The organism is Mesorhizobium sp. ESP-6-4, from assembly GCF_020164735.1.
GTDB lineage: Bacteria > Pseudomonadota > Alphaproteobacteria > Rhizobiales > Rhizobiaceae > Mesorhizobium.
Genome location: NZ_JAIUGS010000031.1, coordinates 24,674 through 37,787 on the forward strand (window position 1 = coordinate 24,674; position 13,114 = coordinate 37,787).

The 13,114-nt window shown below is 57.6% G+C and carries 8 protein-coding genes and 1 tRNA gene; 4 read left to right on the top strand and 5 right to left on the bottom strand.

The annotated features are described in order from the left end of the window. Positions 1 to 6 precede the first annotated feature (6 nt). Positions 7 to 435, top strand: coding sequence for a very short patch repair endonuclease (locus tag LB523_RS28545; protein ID WP_224609413.1), 429 nt, complete (start codon positions 7 to 9; stop codon positions 433 to 435). 214 nt (positions 436 to 649) lie between these two features. Here LB523_RS28545 and LB523_RS28550 read toward each other — a convergent pair whose 3' ends face one another. The 4 genes from LB523_RS28550 to LB523_RS28565 form a co-directional block, all read right to left on the bottom strand. Beyond that, entirely contained in the window at positions 650 to 1,600 is a 951-nt protein-coding gene (locus LB523_RS28550) for an HNH endonuclease signature motif containing protein (protein WP_224609416.1), read from the bottom strand. 297 nt (positions 1,601 to 1,897) lie between these two features. Next, a complete protein-coding gene (locus LB523_RS28555; protein WP_224609419.1) occupies positions 1,898 to 4,255 on the bottom strand; it encodes a hypothetical protein in 2,358 nt (785 codons plus the stop codon). A 527-nt stretch (positions 4,256 to 4,782) separates the two neighbouring features. After that, a complete protein-coding gene (locus tag LB523_RS28560) occupies positions 4,783 to 6,429 on the bottom strand; it encodes a peptidoglycan-binding domain-containing protein (protein ID WP_224609422.1) in 1,647 nt (548 codons plus the stop codon). 19 nt (positions 6,430 to 6,448) lie between these two features. Then, positions 6,449 to 7,426 (bottom strand): hypothetical protein, encoded by a 978-nt coding sequence (locus LB523_RS28565; RefSeq protein ID WP_224609425.1) that lies wholly within the window; start codon positions 7,424 to 7,426, stop codon positions 6,449 to 6,451. A gap of 708 nt (positions 7,427 to 8,134) precedes the next feature. Between LB523_RS28565 and LB523_RS28570 the strand changes: the two genes are divergently transcribed. From LB523_RS28570 to LB523_RS28580, 3 genes are all read left to right on the top strand, one after another. Next, positions 8,135 to 9,355, top strand: a complete 1,221-nt coding sequence (locus tag LB523_RS28570; RefSeq protein ID WP_224609427.1) for a hypothetical protein — start codon at positions 8,135 to 8,137, stop codon at positions 9,353 to 9,355. 464 nt (positions 9,356 to 9,819) lie between these two features. Continuing rightward, positions 9,820 to 10,761, top strand: a complete 942-nt coding sequence (locus LB523_RS28575; protein ID WP_224609430.1) for a hypothetical protein — start codon at positions 9,820 to 9,822, stop codon at positions 10,759 to 10,761. Between the two features lie 12 nt (positions 10,762 to 10,773). Then, on the top strand, positions 10,774 to 12,318 hold the full coding sequence (locus LB523_RS28580; RefSeq protein ID WP_224609433.1) for a serine protease: 1,545 nt from the start codon (positions 10,774 to 10,776) through the stop codon (positions 12,316 to 12,318). A 501-nt stretch (positions 12,319 to 12,819) separates the two neighbouring features. Here LB523_RS28580 and LB523_RS28585 read toward each other — a convergent pair. After that, positions 12,820 to 12,896: transfer RNA gene (locus tag LB523_RS28585), tRNA-Met, on the bottom strand. Between the last annotated feature and the right edge of the window lie 218 nt (positions 12,897 to 13,114).

Sequence of the window (13,114 nt, forward strand, 5' to 3'; positions counted from 1 at the left end):
TGAAGAATGGTGGACTTCCTATCGCCAGATGAGCGGTCCCAGAGAATGGCGCAAATACGTTCGTCGAACACGTCGCCGGAACTGACCCTGCGCCGCGAGCTACACAGGCGCGGGCTACGGTTCACCCTTGACAACAAGAAGTTGCCCGGGAAGCCAGATCTCGTCTTCCCGCGACATCGAGCAATCGTTTTTGTCCACGGATGTTTCTGGCATCGGCATCCAGAATGCAGCATCGCCACGACCCCGAAGTCCAACACCACCTTCTGGCAAGAAAAGTTTGACCGAAACGTCGCCAGGGACGACCGAGTAGTAGCTCGGCTTGATGAACTTGGATGGCGAGTGTTCGTTGCTTGGGAATGCGAAGTCCAGTCGAGGGTGCGGGCGCGGGAAACGGCCGAGCGGTTGGTCCGGCTAATTCGCATAGTCGACGCGTAGAAGTCCTGGAATGGCGAGTCTCCGGCTCACATCTTACGGCTGGTATTCGGATATCCCGGCCTTGAAACACCAAAACCGACCCGGATAGTCTGTCCGGACGGCTAAGACGAGGTCATTGTAGGACAGCGCAAAACCCGCGGGAAAATCGTGAGCAGGTGCTGGCCTTAACCGGTATTGCATTGCCAGTGGTCGAAGCGGCCTACAAACCAAATGACTACAGGATGACCGTAGTAGCTGGTGTCACCGTGTCAGCCGTTGCCGTCAGCGGATAGTCCCTGAGACGTGCTATAGACGCAATTGCATTTTGCCGAAGCGTGTCCCGGTTCCGATCATGATGAAGCTGCCGGTGACAGTTCGGGCAACAAGCAACGGCATTGTCGACCGTATCCGGCCCACCATCTCCCAGAGGGCGGACGTGATGTACCTCGAGAAAGGGCTCCCCACCAGCACGGAGGAAAGGCGCAGCGTGCCTGCAGATTTCGCAATTTCCCGCCGCTTCGTTTAGCACCCATGCGATGACGTTTGGATCCCGGACGAAACGAGACAAGGTGCCGCTGGCTTTGGGCGGTGTGGTCTGGCCCGGTGGTGGCTGCACGGTTCCGCGCTTTGCCGCCGCCCGAATGTGTGCCGTTGCCTGCGCTACCCGTTTTTGAAGCTCGCGAGGATCATCAGTTGGCTGTACGTCCGTCGCCGGGGCTATCGGCCGCCAGAGCATCCGCTCAATGGCGTTTACCGTCATTCCAGCTGCGCCCGGCCACTGCATGCGCAGCCGCATACGCTTTGTTCGGTTGCCCCGGTCGCTTCCGTCCGTCCGGCCAAATGCTGCGGAGGCTCGTCCGATCGAATGCCGCAGTTCCCGCACATCTGTTGCAGGTGACAGGGCAAGGGGTAGTGGGAACTTGTCGAGACTCACCCTACGATCGAGCTCTGGCAGTTTCATGGCAATGCTGCTCGCTACCTGCAGGTCGTCAAGCACCATGCCGAGCGCACCCATTCGGGTCAAATGCTGCTCCAATGCGGGCGCATACTCGCTATTTCGAGCGGCATTCGGGCCGTGGTCAGATCCGCCACGGGATTCGACAATCAGGTCAAAACCATTCGAACGAGGTTCCACGGAATAGAGCGCGTCCAATTCGCTACCGCTGTCATCAAAAGGCTTCAGCATAATTCAGCCACTCCCTGGCCTTTAAGCGGAAAAACCGCCCCGGTCAGACCGAGGCGGTTATTGATTTATGATAGAATTGGTTGCGGGGACACCCAACCATTTCAAACTGCTATTCCGAGCAGCGGCATAGCCTCGATCTCGCCAAGGTAGGGTCTGGTCGACTGAGGCGCCGCTAGGCGCGAAGTCTAGAGCGCCTAGACCTGCGTTTGTTCTGGCTTCGCTGTAGCGCAGACCTCCGGGTTTCCTTCGAAGATTCCGACGATGTTTCGTAAATTAGATCTGCCTCAGAACAGTCGGCTACGCTGCCTGCCAGACTTGGTTCAAGATGCGCGCGGCAAGTGCAGCTTTGTCCTGCGGCAGGAAACGGCCGTAGTGATGAGCCACCATGTCGGGTGTGTCCTGGATGGCGTAGCTTGCCTGTTCATACGAGCCGGTCTGCTTCAGGATGTGTGTTGCAAGCACGTCACGAACATTGTGCGGACCGTGAGGAAGAAGTCCGGGAATTGCGCCGCGCTGAGTATAGGGATTGTAGATGCCATATCGCTGGATGGTCAGACGCCAAGCTTCGTAGAACGTGTTTTGATCGTACGCCGCGTCACGGCTCGTCGCCTTCACCGTTTTGATGAAAAAGGTGCCGGGATCTTCAGCCCCTCCGAGCAGCACCTTTCTATGGCGATCGATGTACGCTTCGATGTACTCATAAAGGCGGCCCAGATTGGGCAGGATCAGACGAAATGGCTTGCTTCCGAAATAGGATGAGTTGGCATTCTTAAATGCGACTGAGGGAATTAGCACCTCCCAGCCCTTCTCGCGTTCACTCCACCGCAGCTCACCGCGCTTCATGTCGGCGAGCTGACGCTCGGACCGCGGCAGCCTCCCGCGTTCACAGACCATCAGCTGACGCAGGTTCTTCTGCCGCAACCCAAGGTGCAATCCAAACCGCAGCATCAGGAATGAACGAACGGCTTCCGCAGCAGGACGCCGATAAATGCGTTCATCTGGCATGAGCCGAAGGATCTCCTCGGTGATCTTTCGGTACTCACCGACGGGGCTATCCGCCTCGAGCACCGGCATGATCGGTTCAAACGGATCACGATGCACGCGCGCAACACGCTGAATCTCCTTCACGCGAGATGACGCATGCTTGAAGTAGATATCGCAAGCGTCATCCCAATCAGCGCGAGCGCGATCAATGTCAGTTTGTGAAACCAGTCCAGCTATTGGCCGGACCCTAGATGCCAAGTCCGGATGCTGTCTCAGCCAACCCGTTTCGTTGCGGGTGAGTGCGAGCGAAATCCGCAGCATGTCCACTTCCCACGCAGTGTAGAACCCCCGCCTTCTCTCGCGCCATTGCACATACCAATCCCAGACCGAGGGGAAGACGAGCAGGCCGAAAGTTAGATCTTGCGGCGATACACCATAGCCGCGCACAGCCCCGCGCGGATGAGCAGCCAAGGCGCCGAACATCAGACCGAGATGTTCAACCTTCTGCGATGCCGTCTCCTCACCCCAGACACCGTTGCGCTGGAGACCGAAAGCGGTCAGAGTCGCAGTCTTGAAGCGGATCAACTCGGCCATTTCCATGGCTAGCACAGGTGGTGCGTCTATGACGCCCGACATCAAGTCCGGGTCGGCGAATCCAGCACCCTCCTCGTGCCGTTCGCGCTGGTCTCGATAGCAGTCATTCGCGGCATCTGACCGGCCATAGGCGATACCGGGGAAACGGATAGCATAGCGCTGTTTCATCGCAGCTGCCTGGAACCGCCGGTAGTCAGTCGACCCGCTTATGATCACACGCCGTACCCATTCCAAGATCTCTTCCTGTTCCTCACGTCGACGTGCGTTGAAATCATCGGGCAAATGCCATGCAAGTCGACGCCTCTCAGCCGACCCTACGTCTTCGAGAATGTGGCCAGAGGCAGAACGCGTCGGATGTGGGAGCCTTGACTTCAGGTATCCCGCCGGCAGACGATATCGACGCTCAATACGATCGAGAACCTCCATGCTTGTCACGCTACGCGGCGATTTTGATCCCTGCAGCCAATGACGAATTGTGGAGCGGTCGAGGTTCTCGTCATCGCGAACAACCGCGCGATGAAGATGCCAATAGCTGTCGCCATGGCGACGCATTTGGAATTCCAGAGCTTCCTGAAAGGTTGGTGGGTCAAGGAATTCGTCGAAAAGAGGTTTGGGGAACTCTTCGATCGCACGGGGTTTGATGCCGGGTTGCTTCCGGTTTGGCGAACCTTCGCATTTCGTTGGCGCGGACTCTCTGTTCCTGCTTGCGGTCGATGGCTTCGCTGTCCTCTGCTGTCGATCCCAATGCTGAGGACGTTCCGGGTTGGCGCGGCGGGACGCGCTAATGATCGCCGGGCTCGGCGCCTCTTTCGCATAGCGGACAATCGCGTCCAACGCATGCCCAATCGCGTTCCTAGCTGTCCGCATCGCGTTGTGGTCGAGACCGCATTGGGTGCCGATTTCTCCCCAGTCGTACCCTCGGGGTTTACGAGGAGGCATTCGGGAGCGGGCGATCAGCTTGAGTAGATACTCTTTTACCTGGGCACTTTCCTGTGGAGGGAGCACCGGGTCGAGGCGGAGGCGGCAGAAATCAGAAATCTTACGGGCGAGCAGTGCAGTGTGCAAAGTTCTAGGCATGCAGGTAGGGTAGGTTGGAGTCCGCGATGATGGTGGAAAGGGGACGCGGACATACCCGATTCGCGCCGCTTGCGAAGCCTAGGCAGACAGCGTCTGCCGAGCGCGTTTTAAGCACGGTAGGATTGAACCGGCCGAAGCTTTAGGAACCAATTTGGGTAATAGCGCCCTATTCGCGGTAGCCCTCCTGCGAGTCCACCCCGATTGACTGCCGCACCGGCGCGGTGATTTCAGCGTCGGTGAGGATGGCGGTTTCGCCTCTGGTCTAGTATTGCCAATTACATCTTCGCGGTAACGGCTCCCAAGAAAAACAAGCACTTACCTTTAAGGCGGGTTAAATTGACGGCAGCCACCCATTTGAAATTTCTTAGGAATTTCTTAATCCGTTAACGCGTTACCGCTCTGTTCACGCCCGCACCGCTGAGGCGATCGAGCTACTCGAGGTATAGCCGCCACGCCAAGCTGCGGCTCGTCGGGCGGCATGAAATCGGCCGACATCAAGGCCTTGTTCAGCCTTTGCCAGCTTCGGATCAAAGATCGCCGGCTGGGAGCACCGCCGTTATGAAACGGTATGTCGGGTTGGCCACATAGCGAGGGTCTTGCAGCACGATCGACATGAACTCCTTGTGTCCCGCTGTCGACCGTCCGACCAAACACCCCGCGCTGGAATTCCCCATATCGTCGTGAGGCAGATCATATCCCCAGTGCTGGTGAACGCCGAAGTCGGCTCCCCGCACGGGGTAGTTCAGGTCACGACGAAACGTTTTGTTGGGATCGCGATAGCCTTCGATTTCGCCAGTCTGGATCAGGGCATCGTGCGTGTGGTACCAGCCTTTGATCCACGCTTTGTACTGGCCGAACTTGATATGGAAGGCCCCGCCAGGATTCATCGGCTCCAAGGTCCATTTCCGGCTCGGCTCGGTCGTCGCTTCCCACATACCCTTGATCGCGGGCCTGCCGCTGCTCTCGATGTTGAAGACTATGCGGAGATCGTTGAAGACGTTGTTCCTGTTGTCGTTTATCGTACCATCGGGGTTCATGCCCTCTACGTATACGATGTTCACGCAGGCTGGATCCCTTGCGATCCAATAATTGTTCCTCTGCATCGCTTTCACGATTTTGCCCGCGAGGTCATCGCCTGACGCAAGAGGAAGCGGCTGGGCGTTCCTTAGCGCGTCAGCAACCTCCGTCGTGATCGCGCTGGTCCCGGAAATGCCGGCCCTCTCGAGAAGGCGGTTGAGCGCCCACTTCGTCACGGGGCCGTAAGCACCGTCGGCCGGCGGATCCAAATACCCCGCGTTAATCAGCTGCTGTTGAATGGCCATCACCCCCTCGCGGGTGTCGAGCGTGAGGCTAGATGCCGAGACACGTTGGCTCGTGGCCTGCATCAAAGGTGAAGGCGCATTGGGCTCAGTCCGGGCTTCCGCATTTTGATTTACGGTCGGCGAAGGGCCAGCCTTCGATATATCTCCCCCGGCGCGGCCAAGCCGCAAGCCGTAAAGGATTTGCTCATCGCTGAGGGGACTCGCCCGTCCAGCCTCGTACCGGAACATCGCCTTTCCGAAGGCCAAAAGGACCGCGTCGTCATCGAGCCCGACCCTCGCGGTTTCGTCAAACCCGGTCTGCGCTTTCACGAACTTGACGTAGTTTGAATAGTCCTGGCCGCCGCCGTAGGTCGTGATTATGTCGCCGACGGTGGAAATGCCTTTGGCGGCATACCGCCTGAGCAGATCCCACCACACCGCCACACCGTATTCCGGCGCCTCAAAGATCGTAGTCTTGTTGCCCGGGGTCGTTTCGGACGTATCGACGTAGCCTGGATACACCTTTTCCCAGCTCGCTCCGTTGACAGCTCCTGGGTTGTTGCACCTGATGGAGACGGGAACGGTTTTGTCGTACGGATCCAACGAGAAAAAACCTCCTTGTACCAAGCTCTTGTAGCGGGTCGACGAGGCAGGTGGGTTCGCGGCCGGCTGTGTGCCTCCAGTTCCCGCTCCTGGGTTGTTGCTGCTGGGTACGGAAGTCGTGCTGCCGCTATCAGGATAGGTGGCTCTAAATAGGTAGAGTCCATCTCCAGTGGGGACTATGTCGACCATCGCTCCGTCGTCTTCGAATATCTGGCGCTCGTTCTCAGCCGCTTCTTTCGTGAGATTTCGGATTTCATACACGCGAGCCATGTTCCTGCCCCGTAAACGCCTAAGGAACCAAACCAATCTGTCTTGCGAGCGCTATGCGAACCGACGCGTGACCTGCGTCCCGAATGACAACGGCGAGCGGATCGCGGGCCAGCGGGTCGCTTTCAGCCAGGATAGCCAGCTTTTGCCGAAGGATGGCAGCTCGCGCCTTGTCGTAGGCACCGTTCGGATACAGGTACGCACGTAACGCGCTAGACGCGCTGTCAGTCGCAAGCGTGATCTCGATTGCCGAACTCTTTTCGGAGTCTGCCGCTGCAAGGTCTTGGGATACGGTGGCAGAGACTCCGACCAGTCCGCCAGTAATTGTTCCTGCTTGGTAGTAAGCCTCGACATCGGACAGAGCGAGCGCCAGGGGATAATTGCTATCCGGGACCTTTAGCCTAAGGATTATCTGGGCGGCGATACGTGCTCGATTGGCTCGCATTTGTCCCTGCAAGACAGGAATCGTCTTTTTTGCAAGGATTTGATCGTCATAAGCAGCCTTGGTGCCCGTGACGGCCGTTGCCACTCCAGCTAGGATGCTCTTGGTCCCCGGTGGCGTGACAAGCGACGATGCAGTTGTCAGTCCCATCTGGCCCGCTGTGGCCACAAACCCGGACTGCTGCTCTTCCTGGGTCAGACTTGCTTCGTACTCCGAGTAAGCCAGGTCAATGGCATACATCCTCGCCAGCACGATGCTGTTCCGGTACCGGGTGCGCTCGCTTTCGCTCAAAGCGAGATAGTATTTGAGGTCAGGAACGCCGACCTGCCCACGAATGGCCGCCGTCTCTGCCGAAACCGGAAATAACCTCGCAGGTCCGGCCTGCATTGACGGCGTGCATCCGCCGGTCAATAGACAAACCGCGAGTCCCATACATGCTTTGAATACCGAATGACTCGCGGCGGTAGTTCTTTCCACGACCGGAACATGGAAACGCCGCGCCATTTCCTTTACCCCCAAGCCTTCTTTATTTGGCCGCCAAGTTTTATGGGTTGTCAAGGAGTCTTTGCGGATATTTTTTCGCTACTTCGACTCAGAGGCCGCAAAGCTTTCAGAATCAATATTTTAAGTAAGGCGTATCCGCGCACCTCGTCGTGTGTTAAAGTTCGCGCCATATTGGGCTTGGGTGGCCTCTTGGTGGAGGGGCCGAGGGCGTTGTTATGGCTGCGTGGTTGAGTGGTCACATAGGCTTGGTGCGGCTTCATGCTCGCCAGGTCAGCGCACTGGTCCTGATCGCGCTTCTTCTGCTCGGCTTCCCACTAGCTGCCCATTCCGATGATGCCGCTCCTGCTGACGGCCAGTGCGGCGCGGCAGCAGAGCCGGTATGCCCGCTACAGGTCTGCAAGCTGGAAATTTTCTCAGATGATTGCAGCGCGATCCCTCCTCCGCCCTTGTCCGACTGCATTCGATGCTCGCTAAACATATTCGGCCGATGCCAGGCGAGGGTTGAAGACCCTGCTTGTCTGGCCTCCCAGGGGACTGCAAGGGCAGCCTACGAAGCAAAGAAGGCTCAATGCCGGCAAGCAGCCGACAGTCAGAGGATGCGGGCTCAAGTCGAGTACGAGGCGTGCAACGCGGCGGCTCAGCAGCAACAGAACTCCTGTCTGGTGCAAGCCGCGGCAATCAAGGCGTTTTGCGAATCTCGCAGCGCAGCAACCAAGTGACGTAGCAGGGCTTTTGCCACGAAACCGGCTTCGAGCGCCAACTATGACTAACCGGTATGATAAATTCAGGTCTCTAGTTATAATCGTGTGGATCGCTATCTGGCTTTACTTGAGCCTGGGCGTGGTTCTCATTTCATTCGGGGCAATTCAATTTCAAGCCAACATTTCGGAACGAGCTACGGAAACTCCGCAGGCTGCGACACCGACGAAAGATCCAATCACGACAGTTATCAGCGTTGCGCATATCCAATTGAGAGAGCAGGCATACAGGTCACGGAAAGAACAAATCACCTTTCTGGAAAACCGCATATACGCATTGAAGACGCGCAGCCCGGCTTCCGGAAACGTGACGCAAGTCGGATCGATTACCAAGCAGCTGTATAATGATCTTTTTGTGCCGTCGGATAACTTTTCCCCTAGCGAAATAGTGAAGGAGATACAGAAGCGCTGCCAGACACAACAGAACGATTCCGTGAAGCATACATGTGTTGATTTCAACAATGCTATCGCTTCGACGGGCGACGATGCGTCCAGGGCGATATCAGAGCTCACGGAAGACGAGGCAAAGCTGGCGGAAGTGCGAAATTGGGTCGACGAGTACGAAAACTCGCTGCGCTACAGCGAAGGGGATGAGCTGGACAGCTATCAGAAGGCGAGCAACTTCTTTTTTCCATGGCTAGGTAGCGAGGTGCTTATGCCCTCGCTACCGCACCCGATGCTTGTCATGATTGTCACCCTTTCCATGGGCGCTCTCGGCAGCACGATCTTCATGCTCCAGATGCAGTTCGCCAAGGTTCGCGAGCCAAGCTCTTACAGCACTTCGATTTCGTGGCACTTCTTCCGCCCATTGCAAGGGATGGCGACGGCGTTGGCGATCTTCTTGCTGGTAAGGGCTGGGCAGCTGTCGGTAGGCGGCACCCCTCCCGCTGGAACTGCGGGTGGGGATCTTAATCCATTCGTCTTGGGCTTCATGGGTGTCATCTCGGGATTGCTATCCGATTCAGCCATCGAGAGACTCAGCGCTACCGGGCTCCAGTTGCTTCGAAGTTCCCCGAAGGCGGACGACGTGGATCCGAGCGAAAACGCAAGATCGAATGCGCAGGCGACGCCGGAGGCCGAACCCGACAAGCAGCCGCCTGACTCGCCGGCAAAGGAGCCCGAGGCAAAGCAACAAGGCGATGACGCGCAAGAGGCATCGGTGGCTCCCCCGGGAGCGGGCCAAGGCACCGGAGCCAAGGACTTGGGAGAGGATGTTGGGCCGTAAGAGACCTGGTCTCTAGCCTGGTAGCGTCCGGCTTGAAGTCGCGAGCAGCAGCGCATCGGCCTGCGGGCTGGATTTGTCAGACGCGTGCGGTCCGGATTATTCGTCAGAGCGCGCGGATCGAGTTCATGAGATGCATGGTATTGTCCGCTATGGGATGCGGTTCTTCACCCGTCTTTTCCGTCTTCTCCCCGAAGACACCCCCGGCGCAAGGAGTGGGGCGAACCAGCACAATTGCAACCGAGCGTCCCTGCCCGGCCGGACAAGGGCGGCTCACAGCCCTGAGCAGGACGACGGGTCGGGCTGGCGCTGTCCGCGATTGACTGACAACGTTGCCGGTCCGCCGATCTGCGAGAAGATGGTTTCTCCTCCTCCACCGTTTTCTTGTTCTCTCCTGACACTTGCATCGTCATTCCAGAAATGAGACGTTGCTTCTGTGTCGGGGCAGAACAGTGGGAGAGCCGAACGTGGCTCACGTCACCTTTATTCATGGCATTGGCAATAAACCGGCGGCTGATCAGCTCCACAACATTTGGCTTCGCAGCCTTGCTGCAGGTCTCGATGGTATTAATCTTGGGTCTGAGGGGATTACATCATCGATGGTTTACTGGGCGGACGTGCTCTACCCGGAGCCAGACACGAACATCGCCGCATACGAAACCCTTGAGGCAAATACCCCAAAGGAAGTCGATGCCGATGCGCACACACGGCCCCCACTACCAGCAACGGTCGATGAAGCCGCTTTCATCAGCGGAATTGCCTTTAAAATGGGAGGCACGCTGGCGGCAGCCCAGGCTATAGAAGCCATGCCGACAAATCGGCAGCTCGACGGCTTGCCGTATGAACGCATCCCGCTTCCGTGGCCGCTTAAAAAGGCTTTCATGGAAACCTTCTTGCGGGATGTGCATCACTATCTGTTCAACGTCGAATTCTCGCCGCGGCCCGGCGTGATATACAAAGTCCAAGACGAAATCCGCCAAAGATTCTTGAACGTCCTTGCCAGCGGTAGCGGCAAGAGCGGTCTCCACATCGTCGTGAGCCACAGCATGGGGACGGTCATTGCTTATGATTGCTTGAAACGACTGCCCGAGACGAGAGAGATCGACGGGATCATGACCATCGGCAGCCCGCTCGGCCTGGATGAAATCGAAGATAAACTGCGCCCAGAATGGTCACGCGCGGATGGATATCCGTACAAGAAGGTAAAGGGAGATTGGATCAACGTGTTCGACAGGCTCGACCCGGTCGCCGGGTTCGATCCGTTCCTTAGCAACGACTTCCAGTTTGGCGGCAAGGCTCGGGTCGAGGACGTCGAAGTGACAAACTCCGGCGCATGGCGACATGCCATCGTCAAATATCTGCGAGCACCCGCTCTGCGAGGTGCCTTGGGTCTGCTGTTGCAGCTGTAAGGGCCTCGGCCGATGACGGAAATCAAATCACCTTTGGCAGGTGAGAGTCAAACCTTCAATGCGCCTGAGATGCTATCTGCGCTCGACCATCTAGCCGAGCTGAGGAGGCCGGAAGCTCTCGGCGGCGTGTTCGACTTCATCAAAGACAAGAAAATTGGCGACCTCATTCCAACGAGATTTCAGGTCCAGAAGCTTCTCGACAATGGGTTGAGTGGAGGCGCGGCGGCTCTTCTAGGATTGGCACAGCAGCACGACCCGGCTGGGAAGATCATCGGCGCGCTGCAGGCTCGTGCATGGAAGGAACTCGCACTCTACTCGTCGGACCTTGGCGCCAGCGGTGCCAAAGACGCTATCAAGAAAGCGATGGCCGGCTACAGCGCTCAATACCAGTCCAATCCCGAGACGCGGATCCGCTCGGGCATCAACTTGATCGGTTTGGCGACGCTTGCACGGCAGCTCGATATCCCCGTCGCGGACAACATCGACAGGCTTAAACTCGCGACCTCGGTTCTCGAGGATCTGAACAAGACGCCCCCGGCCGGAAGGGATTCCCGTTTTCACGCCTCCCGTGCCGAAGCCTTCGTCGCTCTGGACGATATCGATCGAGCACAGGTCGAACTCGGCAAAGTCGCTCAAGATCCAAATACCTCTGCCGAGACACTCGGCGCCGTGACACGACAATTGCGCTATTTGTGGAAGCTCGACGAGAAGAGCGAGCAGGGCGCTGGTATCATCAAGTCGTTGGGAGCAGCGATTCTCACCCGCGACTTCGACGTCGCCCGGCTCCCCGTCGACGACGTTCGCGCTCTGGCGGAAGGGCCCGCGCCGTCAGACGAGCAGCTTGAGGCCATTCTCGGTAAAGACGGCCCGCTGTCATACCAGTGGGTGAAACTGGGGATGGAGTGTGCGCAGTCCGTTGGCGTCGTACGTACGCTTGCGCGGCGCTTCGGAACCGGCTTCATTGTCCGCGGAGGCGATATTGTACCCCCCCTCGGGGACGAGCCATGCGTGCTGACCAATGCGCATGTTTTGAGCAATGAACCCAGTGATCAAGCTGAATCTCCTGACAACGCCGAAATTGTGTTCGAGGCTGTGGACAAGGACAAAGCGCATCGATTTACAGAGATCATTCGATCCTGGCCGAGGGGCAATCTAGACGCGACGCTCGTGCGCTTCGACGGGGAACCTCCGAAGCTGAAGCCCTTGTCGTTTGCCAAAAACCTGCCATTGGCAGACGGAACGCAACGGGTTTACGTGATCGGGTATCCGAATGGGGGAGAGCTGTCGTTCTCCATGCAGCACAATACTCTGATCGATCATGAAGGCCCGCCATTGGGCAAGCCTGTCGATAGTTCGGTCTGCCGGTTACAATATACCGCGCCAACCGAACAAGGGAGCTCCGGCAGCCCGGTATTCAATTCGCAGAATTGGCTCGTCATCGCTTTGCATCACGCCGGAGACGCAAAAGCAATGAAGCGACTAAATGGTCGGGAAGATTGCTGGCCCGCTAACGAGGGCATTTGGATCCAATCCATCTGCGCCGCGGGCCAGAGCTGAGAGATACTATCGTTGTCCATGCCGCACCCGGGTCTTCCCCTGAAAGGTGATCAGCGCGAAGCCGTCGAGGGTTCGCTCATCATTCCAGAGCGGTGGCGTTCACGGTAGACTCTGAGCGCGCTTGCCGCCGACATGACGCCGAGCTTCAACTCGATATAGCAGGACGGTCGTCGTCGAAGGCGAAAAGCAACAGTGTCGTGTAAATCACCCAGCTCGTGGATCATCACGTCCGGATGACCGCTTTTTATCAGGGCGCTAATGTAGGCTTTTGGAAAGGGGGAACCACTGCATAGAAGAGCACCGTCGCCAGCAAGCGTAGCGAGGTGCGTAGTCCGCGCCGCTGAGCGGACATCGAATAGCCCGCCAAAGCTCTGTTGGATACTCGCGGAGCCGGCTTTCTGTGCCACCAGCCGTCAGCCGGAGGTCAAAAGGCCGGCGCCCCTCTCGAAACGCAAAACCCGCCCCGGTTAGACCGGGACGGTTATCGATTTATGATAGAATTGGTTGCGGGGACAGGATTTGAACCTGTGACCTTCAGGTTATGAGCCTGACGAGCTACCGGGCTGCTCCACCCCGCGTCAACTTCGAGCAAGCGTTTGCTTGCGATTACGAGCAAGCATTTGCTTGCGTCCTTGGAGGTAAGTTTGATCTTACCTGATTCAAGAGCCGCCAAATGAAAGGGCCGCTTGCGCGGCCCATGATCCCGTTTGGCGGGCCTTAGATCGTAGAGAGAAGATTGTCTTCATCCGGATCCTGTGGATCTGGAAGTGAGCTGAACATGCGCTTTGCAGACCTG

What these genes read in the sequence shown, in the direction of transcription:
- LB523_RS28545 (WP_224609413.1), top strand. Translation starts at nt 7, where the DNA reads ATGGTGGACTTCCTATCGCCAGATGAGCGGTCCCAGAGAATGGCGCAA.
- LB523_RS28580 (WP_224609433.1), top strand. Translation starts at nt 10,774, where the DNA reads ATGACGGAAATCAAATCACCTTTGGCAGGTGAGAGTCAAACCTTCAAT.
- LB523_RS28550 (WP_224609416.1), bottom strand. Translation starts at nt 1,600, where the DNA reads ATGCTGAAGCCTTTTGATGACAGCGGTAGCGAATTGGACGCGCTCTAT.
- LB523_RS28570 (WP_224609427.1), top strand. Translation starts at nt 8,135, where the DNA reads ATGACTAACCGGTATGATAAATTCAGGTCTCTAGTTATAATCGTGTGG.
- LB523_RS28555 (WP_224609419.1), bottom strand. Translation starts at nt 4,255, where the DNA reads ATGCCTAGAACTTTGCACACTGCACTGCTCGCCCGTAAGATTTCTGAT.
- LB523_RS28560 (WP_224609422.1), bottom strand. Translation starts at nt 6,429, where the DNA reads ATGGCTCGCGTGTATGAAATCCGAAATCTCACGAAAGAAGCGGCTGAG.